This window comes from Flavobacterium rhizosphaerae (assembly GCF_046000445.1).
Taxonomy (GTDB): domain Bacteria; phylum Bacteroidota; class Bacteroidia; order Flavobacteriales; family Flavobacteriaceae; genus Flavobacterium; species Flavobacterium rhizosphaerae.
In genome coordinates this window covers 63,891-83,676 of the sequence record NZ_JBELPZ010000010.1, presented here as the reverse complement: position 1 = coordinate 83,676, position 19,786 = coordinate 63,891, and the positions used below count along the sequence as shown (strand labels likewise).

Here is a 19,786-nt window from a genome sequence, read left to right as displayed (position 1 = left end):
GATGATGAAATTTTTTCAAACATTTCTCTTTAATTATAATTATAATTATAAATTCAAGCTATTTAATGGCATGAGAAAGTTTTATTATTGTAATTTATTAGGTATGAAGATTGGTAATAATACCAATGTACCTCATAATATTGAAATGACTTGGCCCAATAAGATTAACATAGGAGAAAACTGCTCTCTCGAGAATTCAATTTTCTTTAAGCATTGTGGATCATGGAGTAAAGGCTACAGCATACATATAGGAGATAATACATTTATAGGTAAAGGTTGCGAATTTAATATAAGCCAGAAGATTACAATTGGTAAAGATTGCCTTATAGCTTCAGGATGCAAATTTATAGACCATGACCATGGTATGGAACTATCTGCGCTTATGCGAATACAAAAAACAATTAATGATGAAATTTCTATTGGCAATAATGTATGGATAGGAGTAAACGTAATAGTTTTAAAAGGTGTTACTATCGGTAATGGTGCGGTAATTGCTGCCGGAGCTGTTGTTACAAAATCTATACCCGAAAATGAAATATGGGGTGGTACACCTGCCAGGAAAATTGGACAAAGAACTTAATGATGAATATACTCTTTATATGTGGTTCATTAGAACCTGGAAAAAATGGCGTTGGAGATTATGTGAGGCTATTTGCATCTGAATTGATAAAAAAAAATGTTAATGTCAGTTTGCTTTCTCTTAAAGATAAAAACACAACTCATATATTAGAAGATGAACAGTATATAGATAATGTGTATATAAAAACTTTGAGGATTCCACAAAGAGAAAAATTAAACAAATTAGATAAAGAAAAGATTTTTGCATTTATAAAAAAAACTACTCCTGAGTGGATTAGCTTGCAATTTGTACCCTATGCATATCACACTAAAGGGATACCATTAAATTTAGCAAGAACAATCAAACCATTTATTATTAATTCTAATGTACATATAATGTATCATGAGCTTTGGGTTGAGGATAAAGATATTAAAGGCATATTCTTATCTTGTTTGCAAAAAATATCTATAATAATGCTCAAAATATTATTACGCCCAAAGATTTCCCATACTCATGTACCATTATATATGAAGAGACTTAGAAAAATAGGCATACGTAGTTCATCATTACCGTTATTTTCTAATATTAAAATTAGTAATAAAATGAAAAATGCTCATAAAGTTGGGGATACCAATTTTACAATTGGTTTTTTTAGTCAGGTTACATATCGGAAAGAAATCTTTTCGTTTCTTTCTGATTTAGCTTTAGATTTATCCAGTCATAATATTAAAGCCAATATTTTAATTATTGGAGGCAATGAAGATAAAGTTTTAAATCTTGTTAATGAATTTGAACCTTTCAGAGATCTTTTTAAAGAAATAATATCAACTGGTTATTTAGATGAAAATGATATATCATTGGCATTGCAGCAATGTGATTTGGGTATATCACCAGTTCCTCAGCACCTTTTAGGTAAAAGTGGCAGTGTTGCTGGCTTTTTCGAGCATGGTATACCTGTTGCAGCCCCTTTTATAAAGACTCGATATAGTCATTTAGGAATTGGGTTTTTTGAAAATAATTTAAAGGAAGCTATAGTTATAAAACCATCATTTAAATCGATAAAATTCGCAAAGAAAAAGGCATTACATGCAAGAAATATAATAAATCCGCATGCTATAACTTTACAGTTTTTGGAAGATATAAACAAATATAATTAATATGAAAATACTTTTTTTATCATATAATTTTTATCCTGATATTGGCGGTATAGAAATCAATTCTGAAATTTTAGCTGGATATTTTAATAAATTTGGGGCAGAAATACGGTTAATTACTAATTCTCAAATATCTACGAATGATGATAAAGTATTTCCTTATCCTATAATTAGAAAACCAAATAATTTTGAGTTAGTAAAACAACATTTATGGGCAGATGTAATATTTGAGAATAATCCAAGTCTTAATTTATCGTGGCCAACAATAATTACTAGTAAAAAGAAGGTTATTGCTATAAGAACATGGATTAGCCGTATGGATGGTAGTCTTATATTTCAGGATAAGCTTAAATTATGGGGCTTGAATAAAGCTGATGCTGTAATTGCTGTAAGTAATAAAGTTAAAGAGTTAACATTTAAGAATGCAATTGTTATAGGAAATCCATATAGAGTAGATTTATTTAAAAATTTTGGGGTAGAAAAAAACAAGGATTTTGTATTCTTAGGAAGATTAGTTTCTGATAAAGGTGCTGATATGGCAATCAATCTTTTGAGATTACTAATTGAAAATAACAAGTCGAAAAATTATACATTAACAATAATAGGTGATGGCCCTGAAAAAATGAATTTGCACAAAATTGTTGCAAAATATAATTTAGAAATGTATATATCTTTTACAGGAATTCTAAAAGGTAAAAGTTTAGTGGAAATTTTAAACCAACATAAATATATTCTTGTCCCTTCTCGTTGGAGAGAACCTTTTGGTAATGTGGCTTTAGAGGGGATGGCCTGTGGCTGCTTGCCTATTGTTTCTGATGATGGTGGGTTAATTGATGCTATTGGTGATGCTGGTATTTCTTTTGAAAGAAATAATGAGAAGTCACTATTTGAAAAGGTTAAGTATTTATTAGAAAATCCAGATTTGGAGAGGTTTATTAGAAAAAGATTCAATGATCATTTAATAAATCATCATCCTGAAGTTGTTGCAAAAAAATATTATGATGTTATATTGAGTGTTTACAAAAGCGATTGTATCGATAATTAAAATGTTAGAACAATTTATGACAAAAAAAAAAGTAATTGTTACACACCCATTCGGCAATGAGTTTTTGAGAGGAGTTGTAAGGGGGGTAAAAGATAAAGATATGCTGGCCGCTTTTGTGACTTCAGTAGCTACTTTTCCTGATACTGGTTTGTATAATATATCAGGAAAAGTTAATGCTTTGCATGAATTACATAAAAGAAGCTTTGATGTTGATCTGCAGCCTTATACTTACACATATGGCCTAAAGGAAATTGGTAGACAGTTGGCAGGTAAAGCCGGTTTTCTCAAACTTACAACGCACGAGACCGGTAAATTTAGTGTAGATAAAGTTTGTGAGTATATTGATAGAAAAACAGCAGATCTTATTAAATCAGGTAAATTGAAGAATACGGCTGCCGTATATGCTTATGAAGATGGTGCTTACTACAGCTTTATGGAAAGCAAAAAGAATAATATGATATGTATTTATGATTTACCAATTGGATATTGGAAGGCTGCACGACGTTTAATGAAAGAAGAAATAAATAGATGGCCAGAGTGGGCAAGTACTGTATTAGCATTTAAAGACTCTGATGAAAAATTAATCCGCAAAGATGCTGAAATAGCTGAATCTGACCATATTATTGTAGCGAGTACCTTTACGGCTAGTACATTAAAAGACTATCCCGGAAAACTTCCTAAAATATCTGTAATTCCTTATGCATTTCCAAAAGTTGTTGAAGGTAAAATATATAATAACGCAAATAGGCTCTTAAAAATTTTATTTGTTGGCGGCTTATCTCAGAGAAAAGGAATTGCTAATTTATTTGAAGCAGTAAAATATTTTCCTGGTCAAATAGAATTGACTATAGTAGGTAGAAAAATGGGGGGATATTGCGAGGCCCTGGAAAAAGAATTGATAAAGTATACCTATATCCCTACACTTCCACATAATAAAATACTAGAATTGATGAGGACTCAAGATGTTTTCGTGTTTCCATCATTATTCGAAGGTTTTGGTTTGGTTATTACTGAAGCAATGTCTCAGGGGGTTCCCGTAATAACTACTGATCGTACTGCAGGTCTTGATTTAATTACAGATAATGAAAATGGATGGTTAGTTGAAGCAGGAAATACAGATGCTCTAAAGGCTGCTTTGGAAAAAATATTACTTAACAGGAATCTTATAAAAGAGAACGGATTGGCGGCATTAGAAACAGCTAAACAAAGAGATTGGAAATTATATGGTGAAGAGGTTGCTGAAAAAATAAGTGAAATAATTAATTAGATGCGTAAAGGCTTTAGGAAGAATGCTGAGAGAACTTGAATATAATAAATATATTAAACCTTTAAAAACAGCAATATGGATATATTTTTATTTGTTGATTTTTGAAGGAGCCTTACGCAAGTGGGTTCTCCCTGGGCTTTCAGCACCCCTTTTAATTGTTCGCGATCCGATAGCAATATTTCTAATCTATATGTCCTTAAAAAAGCACATATGGAAACCAAATAATTATGTAATAATAATGTGGATGATTACTACATTGTCTTTTATAATGGCATTACTAGCAGGGCATGGTAATATAGTTGTCGCAATATATGGTTTGAGGATTACTTTTTTTCATTTTCCAATTATATTTATAATAGGTGAAATCTTTGAGAAGAATGATATTATAAAGATGGGAAAAGTTTTATTATGGATTAATATTGGTATGACCTTGCTTGTCGGGGTGCAGTTTTTTAGTCCCCAATCTGCTTGGGTAAATAGAGGTCTTGGTGGTGATGTAGAAGGGAGTGGTTTTCAGGGTACAGGAGAATATTTTAGGGTTCCTGGCACTTTTTCATTTACAGTTGGCTTATCTCTTTTTTATGGGTTGGTAGCAGCATTCATATTATATTTTTGGTCAAATTTAAAAATTGTTTCTAAATATTTGCTAATAGCTTCCACAATTGCCTTAATTTTCGCTATTCCTCTTAGTATAAGTAGGTCAGTTCTTTTTATGGTTATTCTTAGTCTGTTTTTTTACTCAATAGCATATGTAAGAAATATTGGAAAGTTTGTTAGGGGTATTTTTATAGTAATAATTTGTGTTATATTATTAGAGCCTCTTCTAGAGAAGTCTGATATCTTTCAAACTGCCACTTCAGCATTTTCACAGAGATTCACTTCAGCAAGTAAGTTTGAAGGGGGCTTGGAGGGAACCTTTTGGGACAGATTTTTAGGGGGTATGTTTAGAGCTATAACAAATCCTAATTTTTCTATTTGGGGGTCAGGAATAGGTATCGGTAGCAATGTAGCGGCTGCACTAGGTGTTGTACGTACTAGGATTGAAGGTGAATGGGGGAGATTGGTAGAAGAAATGGGAATCTTAGGTTTTTTTACAATATTACTCAGATTTTCACTAGTAATTTCTATGCTTAAAGTAAGTGTTACAAATATCAAGTATAAAAATATCCTGCCTTGGATGATTATGAGCTTTGCTTTTGTAAATATTTTACAAGGACAATGGGCACAACCCACTTCACTTGGTTTTGCAATACTATCAGGGGGCTTGGTTATCGCTGCATTTAATAATAAGAAATCTATTTAAATTGAAAATTATAATTATTTCACATCCACTATTCATCAAATCTAACAGTATGCCAAAGTATGCTCAATGGCTTGCTGAGGGAATGAGAAATAGAGGGCATGATGTGCAAATAATGAGGCCGGAACCAAATGTTTATAAATTACCGGTACCTGTTTCTTTAAAAAAGTGGTTGGGGTATATTGATCAATACATTATTTTTTCAAAAGGGTTAAAAAAAATGGTTAGTAAAATGTCTAATGATACTTTATACGTAGTTACAGACCATGCTTTAGGACCCTATGTTCCTATAATTGAAAAATCAAAACATATAATACATTGCCATGATTTTTTGGCACAGCGTTCCGCACTCGGATTAATTGCGGAAAACCCTACATCATCTACAGGAAAAATATATCAAAAATTCATAAGAAAGGGATATAGTAAAGGCAATAATTTTATCTCCATATCTAAAAAAACTGAGGACGACCTCTTGTTTTTTTTAAAAAATGACAAACCACATTTTTCAGCTGTTGTATATAATAGCCTCAATCAGGATATTCATCCGCTGGATATAAACCAGAGTCGCGAAACGATTACAGAGCAAATTGGTAGAGATGTTTCTGAAGGATATATTTTGCACGTAGGCGGAAATCAGTGGTATAAAAACAGGCCTGGTGTTATTAAAATTTACAATAGCTTAAGGAATAAAAATATAGAACTCCCTTTAGTGATGATAGGGCCGGAGCCTTCTGTGAAAATTATTAATGAAAAAGATAAATCACCCTATAAAAATGATATCCACATACTTAATAATGTGTCGGATAATATTTTGAAAAAAGCCTATTCGGGCGCTTCAATATTTGTGTTTCCTTCCCTTGCAGAAGGTTTTGGTTGGCCTATTATAGAGGCAATGGCCAGTGGTTGCTTTGTGGTTACTACTAACGAAGCCCCAATGAACGAAGTTGCCGGTGAAGCAGCGCTCTTAATTGACAAAATGCCCCAAACTGAGCAAGAGAAATGGGCAGATTTATCTGCTGATAAAATTATAAGCAATTTGGATAAAAAAGAACAGTATATTAAATCTGGTCTGGAAAATGTAAAGCGATTTGACTCTAAAAAAACATTAGACAAAATTGAAGTTATTTATAAAAAGATAGTAGAGGAAACATTATGAATATACTTCGTGTTATAAAATCAATGAATCCTAAAGAGGGTGGTCCCTGCCAAGGGATTAGAAATAGTATACCGGCATTAAAAGCTATGGGTATACACAATGAAGTTGTTTGTTTTGATGACCCTGATAGCGACTATTTAAACGAAGATTTTAAAATTCATGCCTTGGGAGAGCCAAAGGGGCCATATGCATATAACAAAGAATTACAAAGCTGGCTTTCAAAGAATTTTTCAAGGTTTGATGCCGTTATTGTTCACGGTTTATGGTTATATCATAGTTATGGTACATACAAAGCATGGGAAAAATATAAAAAAAATACAGCTACATACCCTAAGCTGTACATAATGCCGCATGGAATGTTAGACCCCTACTTTCAAAAGGCGAAAGAGAGGCGTTTAAAAGCAATTAGAAACTGGGTTTTTTATAAGTTGATTGAAGGAAGGGTAATTAACAATGCCACAGGGGTTTTATTTACTTGTGAAGAGGAGCTTTTGCTTGCCAGGACAACTTTCACTCCATATCATCCAAAAGAAGAACTCAATGTTAGTTATGGAATACAGGAACCGCCTGTATATACCCCTCAAATGAAACAGGATTTTTTAAAATTATGCCCAAAGGTTACAGAGAAGCCTTATATTTTATTTCTTAGTCGTATACATGAAAAAAAGGGGGTAGACCTCTTATTAAATTCTTATATTTCCCTAAAAAATAAATACCCAGAAATGTCGGCACTAGTTGTAGCCGGACCGGGTATGGATACAGATTTTGGTAAAAGGCTCAGTAAGGCTGCAGAAGAAACAAAAGATATATATTTTCCGGGAATGTTAACAGGTAATGCTAAATGGGGGGCTTTTTATGGTTGCGAAGTATTTGTATTACCAAGCCACCAGGAAAATTTTGGCATAGCACTGGTTGAAGCTCTTGCATGTGGTAAACCGGCACTTATAACTAATAAAGTAAACATCTGGAGAGAAATTGTTAATGGCAGGGCTGGTTTTGTAGGAGAAGATACACAGCTTGGAATTGATGCTTTATTAAATGAGTGGCTAAACTTTTATAAAAAAGGCGATAATAATAGTATGGGGCAAAACGCAAATAGTTTGTATAAAAATAACTTTACAGTTAAAGAGGCAGCAAAAAAACTTGTATCATCTTTAAAAGGATAATGGTGGAGAAAACAAGAACTACAGAAAGTGAATTACACAGCCAAAGCAGGGTAAGGCTTGACCAATTTGATTCTTCTATAGGTCTTAAGCGTGGGGCAGGCAAACTAAAAGAGTTAAGCTGGTATCTTATTAAAGTGTTTTTTTTTCTTTCGGCATTGCCTTTTCCATCATCATTTAAAGTTTTTTTACTGAAGTGTTTTGGTGCAAAAGTGGGTAATGGGGTTGTAATAAAACCAAGGGTTAATATACATTTTCCGTGGAAGCTAGTTATTGGAAATTATGTATGGATAGGTGAAGAGGTATTTATCTTAAATTTTGAACCAGTGGTAATAGGGAACAATGCATGTATAAGCCAACGCAGCTTTTTGTGTGGAGGCAATCATAACTTTAAAGTTCCGTCAATGCCTTACCGCAATGGACCTATAACGATAAAAGCAGGAAGCTGGATTGGGGCAGGTTGCTTTGTAGGGCCAAATGTTGTAGTAGGTGTTGATAGTGTTGTTACAGCAGGTTCTGTAGTAACATCTCCAGTAGCTGCTAATGGCATATACAGGGGGAATCCGGCAGTATTTATTAAACACAGATGGTAGATTACCAAAATCAATAACTAAACGACTTAAGTTATGTCAAAAAAAAGAATACTTATTACAGGAGGAGCGGGGTTTTTAGGCTCGCACCTTTCAGAGCGGCTTCTTAACGAAGGCAATGAAATAATTTGTCTTGATAATTACTTTACCGGAGCTAAAGAAAATATTGAACATCTTATGGATAACCCATATTTTGAGGTTGTACGTCATGATGTAACATCACCTTATTTTGCTGAGGTAGATGAAATTTATAATCTGGCGTGTCCGGCAAGCCCTGTACATTATCAATATAACCCTATAAAAACTATAAAAACATCTGTAATGGGAGCCATTAACATGCTCGGCCTTGCCAAACGTGTTAATGCAAAAATTTTTCAGGCAAGTACCAGTGAGGTGTATGGAGATCCGCATGAGCACCCACAAAGGGAAAGCTATTGGGGTAATGTTAATCCTATTGGTATACGCTCTTGCTATGATGAGGGTAAACGTTGTGCCGAAACACTTTTTATGGACTACCACAACCAAAACAAAGTGGATATTAAAATTGTAAGAATATTTAATACTTATGGCCCCAGGATGAACCCTGAAGATGGCCGCGTAGTATCTAATTTTATTGTACAGGCGTTAAGAGGGGAAGATATAACGATTTTTGGTGATGGCCAGCAAACAAGATCTTTCCAGTATGTTGATGATCTGATAGAAGGTTTTGTAAGGCTGATGAATACGCCAAAAGGTTTTACAGGCCCGGTAAACATAGGTAACCCTAACGAATTTACAATGCTTGAACTTGCTGAAAATGTGCTTGATCTTGTGGGTTCATCATCTAAACTAACCTATATGCCTTTGCCTAAAGACGATCCTAAGCAAAGACAGCCGGACATTACACTTGCCCAAAAAGAACTTGGTTGGGAACCTAAAGTACAACTTAGGGAAGGACTGATGAAAACAATAGAATATTTTGATGAATATCTAAAAAGAGCCAAATAAACGTCTTTGTTATGGGTAAAATACTGGTTACCGGAGGAACAGGTTATATAGGTTCGCATACAGTAGTAGAGCTGTTTACGGCTGGATATGATGTAATTATAGTGGATAATTTTTCTAACTCAAGCCCTGGAATTTTAGATCAGATAGAGAAAATATCAGGTAAAAGACCGGAGTTTGAGCAGTTGGATCTTTGTGAATCAGATAAGGTTAAAGATTTTTTAAGCAGGCATAAAGACATAAGTGGAATTATACACTTTGCAGCCTTTAAAGCTGTGGGAGAATCAGTGCAAAAACCCCTGAAGTATTATAAAAACAACCTTTATTCGTTAATAAACATACTCGAAAATATAAATGAAAAAATAAATTTTGTTTTTTCATCTTCCTGTACTGTTTATGGACAACCGGAAGAGCTTCCTGTTACCGAAGATGCCCCGGTTAAGCCGGCTCAGTCACCCTATGGTAATACAAAACAAATAGGTGAAGAAATCCTTTCAGATTTTTGCGATGTTAACAGCACTTTGAATGTTATTTCATTAAGGTATTTTAATCCGGTTGGTGCGCATGATTCAGCTCTTATTGGAGAATTGCCTATTGGTGTGCCTAACTGCCTTGTGCCATTTATTACACAGTCTGCCATAGGCAAACGTGGCCCCATAACAGTTTATGGTGATGATTATAACACACCAGACGGCAGTGCTGTGAGGGATTATATTCATGTAGTAGACCTTGCCAAAGCGCATGTAAGCGCAATAGAGAGAATGGAAAGCGGAGTTTCTGAATCTAATTATGAAGTATTTAACCTGGGTACAGGTAAAGGTACATCAGTATTTGAGGCAGTAAATGCCTTTGAATCGTCTACGGGGGTTAAGCTTAACTATTCTGTTGGCCCAAGAAGGCCGGGCGATGTAGAAAAAGTTTGGGGTGATGTAAATAAATCGGCTGCTGTATTAGGTTGGAAAGCAGGTTTAGGCATTGATGAAATGATGAAATCTGCATGGGAATGGGAAAAATATATTAAAGAAAATCCATTTAAATAGTTGTTTATGGAAAAGCTGCCATATGTTATATGGGCTAAAGTTTTGGCCTATATGTATATGATTGCTTTAGTTTACTTAACAATGTTTTTAAATGAACGGATAGAAGGAAGGTTTTTAGATGTTGATAATGTTAACCTGAATTTGTTTTCAAATAAAATAGCAGAATTTCAAAATTTTAGCCAACAGCATATTTCTCAAAAAAAATTTTTACTTGAGGAATTGATTGGTAACATTTTTTTATTCTTACCTTTTCCATTTGCTTTGTATATTGTTACTAAAAAAAGCTTTGGTACATTAAGGGTTTTTACTGTAATGTTTTGTTGCATATTGTTAATAGAAACATTGCAGTTTTTGCTAAAAATAGGAATATTTGATATTGATGACATGGTTTTAAATTCAACAGGCGGATTAATTGGTTTAGGCCTGTTTAATTATTTGCGTAAGGATAAAAAATAAAAATGAGGATATTAATTTTTGGAATAAACTACAGCCCTGAACTTACGGGAATAGGAAAATATACCGGTGAAATGGGTAGCTGGCTTGCAGGGCGGGGGCATGACATACATGTGGTAACTGCAGTGCCCTATTACCCGGAATGGAAAGTGCATACTGCATATCAGGGTAAAAAATGGCATACCGAAAATATTGATGGTGCAAAAGTACACCGTATACCGCTATATGTTCCGGAGCAGGTTGATTCTAAAAAAAGAATTATACACGAATTTTCGTTTATATTGAATATAGTGCCGGTGTGGCTGAAATTTTTATTTTTTAAGAAGAAATTTGATTTAGTTTTTTGTGTGGCACCACCATTTCACCTTGGTTTTTTACCCCTGCTTTATTCAAAGTACAGAGATGTACCTATGATATCGCACGTTCAGGATCTTCAGGTGGATGCTGCTAAAGAGCTTGAAATGATCAAAAACAAAACGTTTCTTGATATAATGTTTTCGCTAGAGCATTTTATTTTGAGTAAAAGCACCAGGGTAAGTACTATAAGCCTGGGCATGGAGCAAAAAATTGCAGTAAAAGGAATTAAGAAACAAAAACAGATACTTTTTCCTAACTGGGTTGATGAAAATAATATAAAGCCATTACCTGTTGAGCAATCACTACGAAGCGAATTCGGTATATCTTTAACGGATAAAGTGATACTATATTCCGGCAATCTTGGAGAAAAGCAAGGGCTGGAAAGCATTATAGAAGTAGCCGGGCAGTATAAAGACAGGAAAGATGTGTATTTTTTAATTGTAGGTTCGGGTGGTGCAAAAGAAAAGCTGCAACAAATGGTTAACGATAAAAGGCTTACACAGGTAAAGTTTTATCCGCTTCAGCCTTATGAAAAGCTTTCGGCCTTATTGGCTACAGCCGATGTGCACCTTGTCTTACAAAAAAAGTCAGCGGCAGACTTGGTAATGCCGAGTAAACTTACAGGTATACTGGCTGCAGGCGGTTGTGCTATTGTAACAGCAGAACCGGGAACATCATTACACACCGTTATTGATGAATATAATATGGGTATTCTGATTGAGCCTGAATCTGTTGAAGAATTAGGCAGAAGTATTGATATAGCTATAAATAATGATTTATCCCACTACAAAAAAAATGCAAGGGCTTATGCGGAACAGTTTTTAAGTAAGCAAAGCATATTACTAAAATTTGAGGAAGATATTAAGGATATTATAAATAATTCTTGACTATTATAAATTACGTTAATAGGTTAATTAATACATATTAATGTAAATTTGCTACAATAAAAATTTAATCTTTGCCTAAATAAACAGCCAAACTCTATTATGATACAAAACTACACTGATTGCATTTCACTACATAAGAAAAAAATATGATAAAAAGATAAGACTGTAAGGTTAAATAATTCTTTTAAAGTTTAATTCATTGTAATAATGCAACAATACCTTAATAAGATATCTCTGGTGAGATTAATAGCTGACCTATCGGTTGTAGCTTTTACCTATATTTTATGCATTTATATTGTGCGCCCCGATGCGTTTTTAGTTAGCGCCAAAACAAAATTTTTCCTGCTTCTTATACTTTTGTTTGTATGGTTTTTTAGTGGTACATCAAGTAAATTATATAATGACCACAGGATAAGGCCGGGATTTTCTATCCAGATATATAAAACCTTAAAAGGGGTGGCCATGTTATGCCTTACCGTGGTTACAGTTTCCTTTTTCTTTAATACATTTCTTCCTACCAATTTTGTGTTTATTTATGCTGTTTTTTTAAGTGTTTGTTTTGCTACAGAAAAATATATTATAAACCGGTTTGTACTTTATTTAAGAAAGAAGGGGTATAACCTCAGGCATGTAATTATTCTTGGTCACGGTAATACGGCTATGCAGTTTTATCAGCTGGTAAATCATAATCCGCACCTGGGATATGATATACTTGGTTATTTTGAAGACTCTGAGAAAGATTGCGAATTAGGGCCATATTTAGGCAGTATGCCCAGTTTAGGTGATTATTTAAAAAAGCATTCGGTTAATGAAGTTATTATTGCCATACCGGGTATAACCATTAATGAGATAGAAGAAATAACGCATGTAGTTGATAAGGCCGGTATGCGTGTAAGAATTATACCCGATTTTCATTTTCAGTTTTATAACCGCTATGAATTTAAGCAGTTTGGAAATATACCCACAGTTTCATTAAGGAAAGAACCTCTTGAAGAAACCCATAACAAAGTTATTAAGAGAACCTTTGATATGGTGTTTAGCTTATTGGTTTTACTACTAATATGCAGCTGGCTTTTCCCCATAATTGCCATACTTATAAAAATAAATTCTAATGGGCCGGTTTTGTTTAAACAGAAAAGGCTTGGGAGAGACAGGAAAGAGTTTTGGTGCTATAAGTTTAGGAGTATGTATGTAAATCATGATTCTGACAGAAAGATGGCAACCAAAGGTGATAGCCGCATTACACCCGTTGGACGTATTTTGCGTAAAACCAGCCTTGATGAATTTCCGCAATTTTGGAATGTACTTATGGGTAATATGTCAATTGTAGGCCCAAGGCCGCATATGAGCATACAAAATGAGCAATACCAGGAGATAATAAATAATTACCTGGTAAGGCAGCTCATAAAACCGGGTATAACTGGCTGGGCACAGGTAAACGGCTACCGTGGTGAAATTGAAGTAGACCTTGATATTAAAAACCGTGTATCTTATGATATATGGTATCTTGAAAACTGGAGCTTTTTTCTGGATATTAAAATTGTTTACCTTACTGTGTGGAATATAGTTAAAGGCGAAGATAAAGCATATTAGAGGATTACATCCTAAATTATATATTATCCTGCAATGCTTGTAAAACGTGTATTTGATATTGTGTTTGCTTTGTTGGGTTTACTACTTTTGTTTATACCTATACTGCTTTTTTATTTCATCGCAATGATTGATACCGGCAAAAATGGTTTCTTTATACAAAGCAGAATAGGGCGTTATGGCAGACCCTTTAAAATAATTAAGCTCAGGTCTATGAAAGATACTGCACAAGGTAAAAAGGTTACCTGCTTTGGGCGATTTATGCGTAAGTTTAAAATTGATGAATTTCCACAATTATTAAATATACTTGCTGGCAGCATGAGCCTTGTGGGGCCGAGGCCTGATGTGCCGGGCTATTATGATACCCTCACCGAGCCATATTGCGAAATTTTAAAACTAAAACCCGGACTTACAGGCCCTGCGAGTTTGAAATATTCAAATGAAGAAGAGATTTTAGCCAAAGTTCAGGACTCACAGCGTTATAATGATGAAGTTATTTTCCCTGACAAACTTCGTATTAACCTTAATTATTTAAAGTACCGTACGTTTTGGCTGGATATAAAAATATTGTGCTATACCTTTACAGGTATAAAACCAAAAGAGGATTATTTTAAATAATGCTGTATGGCAAAACCGCAAAAAATATGGCTTTCGCCCCCTCATATGGGGGATAATGAGCAGAAATATATACAGCAGGCTTTTGAAGATAACTGGATAGCTCCTGTAGGCCCAAGCATAATAGCTTTTGAAAAAGATTTAGAGTTATACCTTGGTAATAGAGTACACGTGGCAGCATTAAATTCTGGTACGGCAGCGCTTCATTTAGGCCTTATTATGTTGGGAATACAGCCAGGAGATGAGGTGTTTTGCCAGAGTTTTACTTTTTCTGCTTCTGCCAATCCCATTTTGTATGCTGGTGCAATTCCGGTTTTTATAGATAGTGAACCCGAGAGTTGGAGTATGTGCCCAGATTGCCTTGAAACGGCACTTAAAACAAAAGCACAAAAAGGAAAATTACCCAAAGCCATAATTGTAGTACATTTGTATGGCATGCCGTGCAAGATAAAAGATATAATGTATATTGCAGGTAAATATGGTGTGCCAGTGCTTGAAGATAGCGCTGAAGCATTAGGCAGCCGTTATGGTGGTGAATATTGTGGAACTTTTGGCGATATTGGTATACTATCATTTAACGGTAACAAAATTATAACTACATCAGGAGGCGGAGCTTTAATAACAAAGCGTAAAGAATTTAAGGAAAGAGCTGTACACCTAGCTACGCAGGCAAAGAAAGACAAACCTTATTATGAGCATGATGAAATTGGGTATAATTACAGGATGAGCAACATAGCCGCAGCTATAGGGCGAGGACAAATGGAAGTGCTTGATACGTATATTGCTAAACGAAGAAAAAATCATGCAGCGTATGCCGATTTTTTTAGCGCTACTCAACAGATAAGTGTTTTGGAGGAATATAGCCTTGATTGCTATAGTAATTTTTGGCTTACTACTATTACCGTAAATCCAAGTGAGGATAGTATTGTGCCCGAAAATATACGGGTGAAACTTTCATCTGAAAATATAGAATCACGCCCATTATGGAAACCAATGCACCTACAGCCCGTATTTAAAGATGCAGAATATGTAGGTGGTGATGTGGCAGAAAAATTATTTAATACTGGTCTATGCCTTCCTTCAGGATCAGGGTTGACAGATACAGAAAAGGAGAGGATTTTTAGCACACTGCGCGAATTTCTGTTTTAATATACATTGTAATTAATGCATGGAGAATAATAATAAATCATATCAAAAAAAGCCTACGGGTTACGAGCTTGAGGATCTACTTGACCGTGAACCCGTTGTGCTGCATAATGATTTAATTTTATCACAGGTAAAGGATAGGGTGATATTAATAACGGGTGCTGCAGGTTCTATAGGTAGTGAATTGGTAAGGCAGGTTGTGCAGTTTTCTCCAAAAAGTATTATAATGCTTGATCAGGCAGAAACGCCACTCTATTTTTTAAGCCGCGAAATGGAATCCCTGCAGGGGGTTACAGCGTTTCATAACGTATTATGCGATATCACTCATAAAAAGATTTTAAAAGAAATTTTTAAAAAATACCGGCCAGACATAATATATCATGCAGCAGCATATAAGCATGTACCGCTTTTGGAAGAAAATCCGGTTCAGGCAATATTTGTTAACGTTTTAGGGACAAAAATTTTAGCAGACCTGGCCTGTAAATATGCTGCAGATACTTTTGTACTTATAAGTACAGATAAAGCGGTAAATCCAGGTAATGTTATGGGAGCCAGCAAGCTTATTGCAGAAAAATATGTACAGGCGTTATATAATAAAATTTCTAAACAACCTCAAAAGTGTACAAGACTTATAACTACCCGCTTTGGTAATGTTTTAGGTAGTAATGGTTCTGTAGTGCCTGTTTTTGAAAAGCAAATACAAAGTGGTGGCCCCATAACGTTAACACATCCTGATATGGAGCGTTATTTTATGACGATAAAAGAGGCTTGCCAACTTGTTTTAGAAGCTGGTGCTATGGGTCACGGTGCAGAAATATATATATTTAGTATGGGTAAACCTCTAAAAATAGCTGACCTGGCCCATAAGATGGTTGTATTTGCAGGGCTGGTGCCTAATAAAGATATAGAAATTAAACTCTCAGGTTTACGCCCCGGTGAAAAGCTGAATGAAGAGCTTGTAACTAATGATACTAAAATTTTACCTACACATAATGCTTCTATAATGATTGCCGAAGAAAAACCAATGGAGTATGTACATGTGCTAAAAAGTATCAGGAACATGGTGAAGCAGGCTAAAGCTTTTGATATTAATGCTACGGTTAGTGAAATGAAAAAATTTATACCTGATTTTAGAAGTATAAACTCTAAATACAAACATTTTGATGAATACTAGGGAGAGTAATAATAACTATTCAATGACTTTTATATATTAACAAAAATATTATCTTTGCCCGAAGCCTCTTAGCATATTACACTATTAATTACTTTAATATTTTAAACTATTCCTGATGGTAAAAAAAATATTACTTCTGCTTACGATAGTAATTTTTTGCAGTTCATGTGTCCCCCGAAAGAAAATAGCGTACTTTCAAAATATTGCAGACACAAATCTACAAACTGTTGAGTATTCAGCAAAGCTTCAGCCAGATGACAGGTTGCTAATAACTGTAAATGCCCCGTATCCTTATCAGGAACTTGCTTTACCATTTAATGTTGCCGCTACCCAAACAACAGCCACTGCAGATACTGGTGCTGAAATGGGGTCAGCAACAGGCGCAACTGCTCCAGCTGGTGCTTCATATCTTATAGACAAAGAAGGTAATATTGATTTTCCTGTGATAGGTAAAATAAAACTTGGAGGGCTTACACAAGTAGAAGCTTTAAGTTTACTAAATAAAAAAATTGAACCTTATATAACTAAACCGATTGTTGATCTAAGAATAATAAATTTCAAGTTTACTATATTAGGTGAAGTAGGAAGGCCGGGTATTTATTCAACTAATGGGGATAAGACTACACTGCCCCAGGCCCTAGCAATGGCAGGCGACCTTACTATTTTTGGACAACGTGAAAATATACTGGTAATAAGAGAAAAACAAGGTGTTAAAACATATAATTATATTGATATAAGGGATACTGAATTTATGAATTCGGATTATTATTATATTACACAAAATGATTTAATTGTAGTTGAGCCTAATAAATATGCAAGGAATCAATCCGGAGCGGGGCGTAATCTAACTATATTTATTTCTTCCATATCATTATTGTTAACATTCTATACTGTTATAACAAGATAAATTATGCAGGTTAATTCAAATATTAATACTGAAGCTGTAATAGCTAATGAAAATCAATTCAACCTAAAGGATGTTTTCAGGAGATATATCATTCATTGGCCATGGTTTGTATTAAGCGTATTGGTTTGCTTGATAGGCGCTTATTTTTATTTAAGATATACTTCACCTTTATATAGTATATCTTCTACAGTGCTTATTAAAGATGAAAAAAACGGCGGTTTAGCATCAGAATTGAATGCTTTTGCCGATTTGGGTGTTGTTAGAAATTTAAGAAGTAATGTATCTAACGAAGTAGAAATATTAAAATCAAGATCTTTAGCAAAGAAAACAATTTGGGATCTTGGCTTAAACATAAAATACTTTCAAGAAGGCAGGATTTCTAAAATAGAATTGTATAAAAATTCACCTATACGTCTTACTCTTTCTGATGCTTCAGACAGAATTATTAATACTACCGGAATTCCTGCTTTACGAATTGAAGTTAAAGATTCTAATACCTTTGATCTAAAAGATATTGATGAAAACCTCATTGGCCAATATGGTTTTGATCAAAAAATTAAAATGGAAGGATATAATATTAAGGTTTCTAAAACTGATAATCGTAATATCAAAGGAGATTACATTGTTAATGTTTTGGGGCTTGATGGGTTAGCATCATCATATAGAGATAGGCTTGGCGTATCTCAAATAGGGGATGATACTACAATATTAGGTCTTACTATTACTGATCCCGTAAAAGAAAGAGCTATTGATTATTTATACAAGCTTATAGAGAATTATAATTATGAAAATATAAAAGATAAAAATTTAGTAGCTAAAAAAACTGATGATTTTATAAATCAGAGAATAGATTCGATCACAAATGACTTGAACAAAGTAGAAGGTAGGATGGAAAATTTCAAAGAAAATAATGAAATTACAGATCTTGCTGCTAATGCTGAGTTATTTGTTAACAGCACAGCTAGCTATCAAAGTCAAATTATACAATTAAATACACAACTAAGTGTTGTAGATTTAATGCTGGATTTTTTGAAGAAGTCAGGCATTGACGATGTAATACCTCTTAATATTGTTCCTCAAGAATCCAGTTCTATTGAACTTATTAATGAGTATAATAATCTTATTTTCAAAAGGCAGCGTTTTATTGAAGGGGGTAATAACCCTGAACATCCATCAGTTATACTGCTTAACCAGCAAATTGGAGATGCTAAGGTTAGGATTATTGAAAGTTTAAATAATCAAAAGCGATCACTACAGGTACAGAGGCAGGATTTACTAAAACAACAAAGTTTATTTGGCGGCAAGGTTAGCCGTGTGCCTGAGCAGGAGCGCCAGTACAGGTCTATATATAGGCAACAAAATGTTATAGAGCAGCTTTATTTATACCTATTACAAAAAAGGGAAGAAAACGCTATTAATATGGCGGTTACAGCTGCAAATTCTAAAATTATAGATGACCCTTATGGAAGCAATAACCCAGTATCACCTAAAAAGAATATAATTTATCTTGGTGCTTTTTTATTAGGTCTGTTTTTGCCATTTGGAGTGATTTATTTAGGCGAAATGTTTGATACTAAAATACATAGTCAGGCAGACCTTAAAAATATATCTGTTCCGTTTTTAGGGAACGTACCTAAAACAGAATTTAATAATGAACTAATAAGCTTACACAGCCGTTCTGCTACGGCAGAGTCTTTACGTATTATTCGTACAAACCTTGAGTTTATGCTTAGTAATATTGCGGATAACAGAGCGAAATCTATTTTTGTTACTTCAACTATACCAAAAGAAGGTAAAACTTTTATTTCGGTTAATCTTGCTGCAACGCTTGCACTTACAGGGAAAAAAGTATTATTGATAGTGATGGATGTACGTAATCCTAAAATTGATGAATATATAAGTGTTCCATCAAAAGGTTTAACAAATTACCTGTCATCTAAAGATACTGATGTTGATGAATATATCTTTAAACAGGAGGGGTTTGAAAATTTTTATATTTTGCCTCCCGGTATTATTCCGCCTAACCCGGCCGAATTACTTATGGGCAAAAAAGTTGATGATCTCTTTACTAAACTTAAAGGTGAATACGACTATATTGTTGTGGATACGGCTCCGGTTAGCTTGGTAACTGATACACTTATATTGGCTAAATATGCAGATACCTTTGTATATGTTGCCCGTGCGAATCATCTTGAAAAACAAATGCTTACTATTCCTGAAACGCTTTATAATGAAAATAAATTACCTAATATGGCAATTTTGCTCAATGATACAGGTGGTAAAAAAGGCTATGGCTATGGCTATGGGTACGGCTATGGTTATGGTTATGGTTATGGCCCGGATATAAAAAAGCCAAAAACATTTAAAGAAAGAATTTTAGGAAAAAGAAATTAATTATA

General features: G+C 34.1%; 18 protein-coding genes. All 18 read left to right on the top strand.

The annotated features are described in order from the left end of the window. Positions 1–103 precede the first annotated feature (103 nt). The 18 genes from ABS766_RS11025 to ABS766_RS10940 all read left to right on the top strand — a co-directional run bounded on the left by ABS766_RS11025 (position 104) and on the right by ABS766_RS10940 (position 19,781). A complete protein-coding gene (locus tag ABS766_RS11025; protein ID WP_408085211.1) occupies positions 104–580 on the top strand; it encodes an acyltransferase in 477 nt (158 codons plus the stop codon). Next, complete coding sequence (locus ABS766_RS11020) at positions 580–1,716, top strand: glycosyltransferase family protein (protein WP_408085210.1); 1,137 nt, start codon at positions 580–582, stop codon at positions 1,714–1,716. The genes ABS766_RS11025 and ABS766_RS11020 overlap by 1 nt, the downstream gene beginning before the upstream one ends. A gap of 1 nt (position 1,717) precedes the next feature. Then, the gene (locus ABS766_RS11015; RefSeq protein ID WP_408085209.1) at positions 1,718–2,758 is read left to right on the top strand and encodes a glycosyltransferase family 4 protein; all 1,041 of its coding nucleotides are present in this window, start codon (positions 1,718–1,720) and stop codon (positions 2,756–2,758) included. Between the two features lie 16 nt (positions 2,759–2,774). Further along, the gene (locus ABS766_RS11010; RefSeq protein WP_408085208.1) at positions 2,775–4,025 is read left to right on the top strand and encodes a glycosyltransferase family 4 protein; all 1,251 of its coding nucleotides are present in this window, start codon (positions 2,775–2,777) and stop codon (positions 4,023–4,025) included. Positions 4,026–4,047: 22 nt separating this feature from the next. Beyond that, positions 4,048–5,328, top strand: a complete 1,281-nt coding sequence (locus tag ABS766_RS11005; protein WP_408085207.1) for a hypothetical protein — start codon at positions 4,048–4,050, stop codon at positions 5,326–5,328. 49 nt (positions 5,329–5,377) lie between these two features. After that, positions 5,378–6,481, top strand: a complete 1,104-nt coding sequence (locus tag ABS766_RS11000) for a glycosyltransferase family 4 protein (protein WP_408085206.1) — start codon at positions 5,378–5,380, stop codon at positions 6,479–6,481. Continuing rightward, positions 6,478–7,647 carry a glycosyltransferase gene (locus ABS766_RS10995; RefSeq protein ID WP_408085205.1) on the top strand — a complete coding sequence of 390 codons (1,170 nt, stop codon included), beginning with the start codon at positions 6,478–6,480 and terminating at the stop codon, positions 7,645–7,647. Before ABS766_RS11000 ends, ABS766_RS10995 begins: the two co-directional genes overlap by 4 nt. Next, positions 7,647–8,237 (top strand): WcaF family extracellular polysaccharide biosynthesis acetyltransferase, encoded by a 591-nt coding sequence (locus tag ABS766_RS10990; RefSeq protein WP_408085204.1) that lies wholly within the window; start codon positions 7,647–7,649, stop codon positions 8,235–8,237. The genes ABS766_RS10995 and ABS766_RS10990 overlap by 1 nt, the downstream gene beginning before the upstream one ends. A gap of 33 nt (positions 8,238–8,270) precedes the next feature. Beyond that, positions 8,271–9,221: a UDP-glucuronic acid decarboxylase family protein gene (locus ABS766_RS10985; protein ID WP_408085203.1), complete on the top strand. Its 951-nt coding sequence runs from the start codon at positions 8,271–8,273 to the stop codon at positions 9,219–9,221. An 11-nt stretch (positions 9,222–9,232) separates the two neighbouring features. Then, complete coding sequence (galE, locus tag ABS766_RS10980; protein ID WP_408085202.1) at positions 9,233–10,258, top strand: UDP-glucose 4-epimerase GalE; 1,026 nt, start codon at positions 9,233–9,235, stop codon at positions 10,256–10,258. 6 nt (positions 10,259–10,264) lie between these two features. Further along, positions 10,265–10,714: a VanZ family protein gene (locus ABS766_RS10975; protein ID WP_408085201.1), complete on the top strand. Its 450-nt coding sequence runs from the start codon at positions 10,265–10,267 to the stop codon at positions 10,712–10,714. 2 nt (positions 10,715–10,716) lie between these two features. Continuing rightward, the gene (locus tag ABS766_RS10970) at positions 10,717–11,955 is read left to right on the top strand and encodes a WcaI family glycosyltransferase (protein WP_408085200.1); all 1,239 of its coding nucleotides are present in this window, start codon (positions 10,717–10,719) and stop codon (positions 11,953–11,955) included. A 237-nt stretch (positions 11,956–12,192) separates the two neighbouring features. After that, a complete protein-coding gene (locus ABS766_RS10965) occupies positions 12,193–13,548 on the top strand; it encodes an undecaprenyl-phosphate glucose phosphotransferase (protein WP_408085199.1) in 1,356 nt (451 codons plus the stop codon). A gap of 33 nt (positions 13,549–13,581) precedes the next feature. Next, positions 13,582–14,163 (top strand): sugar transferase, encoded by a 582-nt coding sequence (locus ABS766_RS10960; RefSeq protein ID WP_408085198.1) that lies wholly within the window; start codon positions 13,582–13,584, stop codon positions 14,161–14,163. Positions 14,164–14,169: 6 nt separating this feature from the next. After that, positions 14,170–15,309 carry a DegT/DnrJ/EryC1/StrS family aminotransferase gene (locus ABS766_RS10955; protein WP_408085197.1) on the top strand — a complete coding sequence of 380 codons (1,140 nt, stop codon included), beginning with the start codon at positions 14,170–14,172 and terminating at the stop codon, positions 15,307–15,309. Positions 15,310–15,328: 19 nt separating this feature from the next. Then, positions 15,329–16,480, top strand: a complete 1,152-nt coding sequence (locus ABS766_RS10950; protein WP_408085196.1) for a UDP-N-acetylglucosamine 4,6-dehydratase family protein — start codon at positions 15,329–15,331, stop codon at positions 16,478–16,480. 115 nt (positions 16,481–16,595) lie between these two features. Then, entirely contained in the window at positions 16,596–17,387 is a 792-nt protein-coding gene (locus ABS766_RS10945) for a polysaccharide biosynthesis/export family protein (RefSeq protein ID WP_408085195.1), read from the top strand. Positions 17,388–17,390: 3 nt separating this feature from the next. Next, positions 17,391–19,781, top strand: a complete 2,391-nt coding sequence (locus ABS766_RS10940) for a GumC family protein (protein ID WP_408085194.1) — start codon at positions 17,391–17,393, stop codon at positions 19,779–19,781. Positions 19,782–19,786 lie beyond the last annotated feature (5 nt).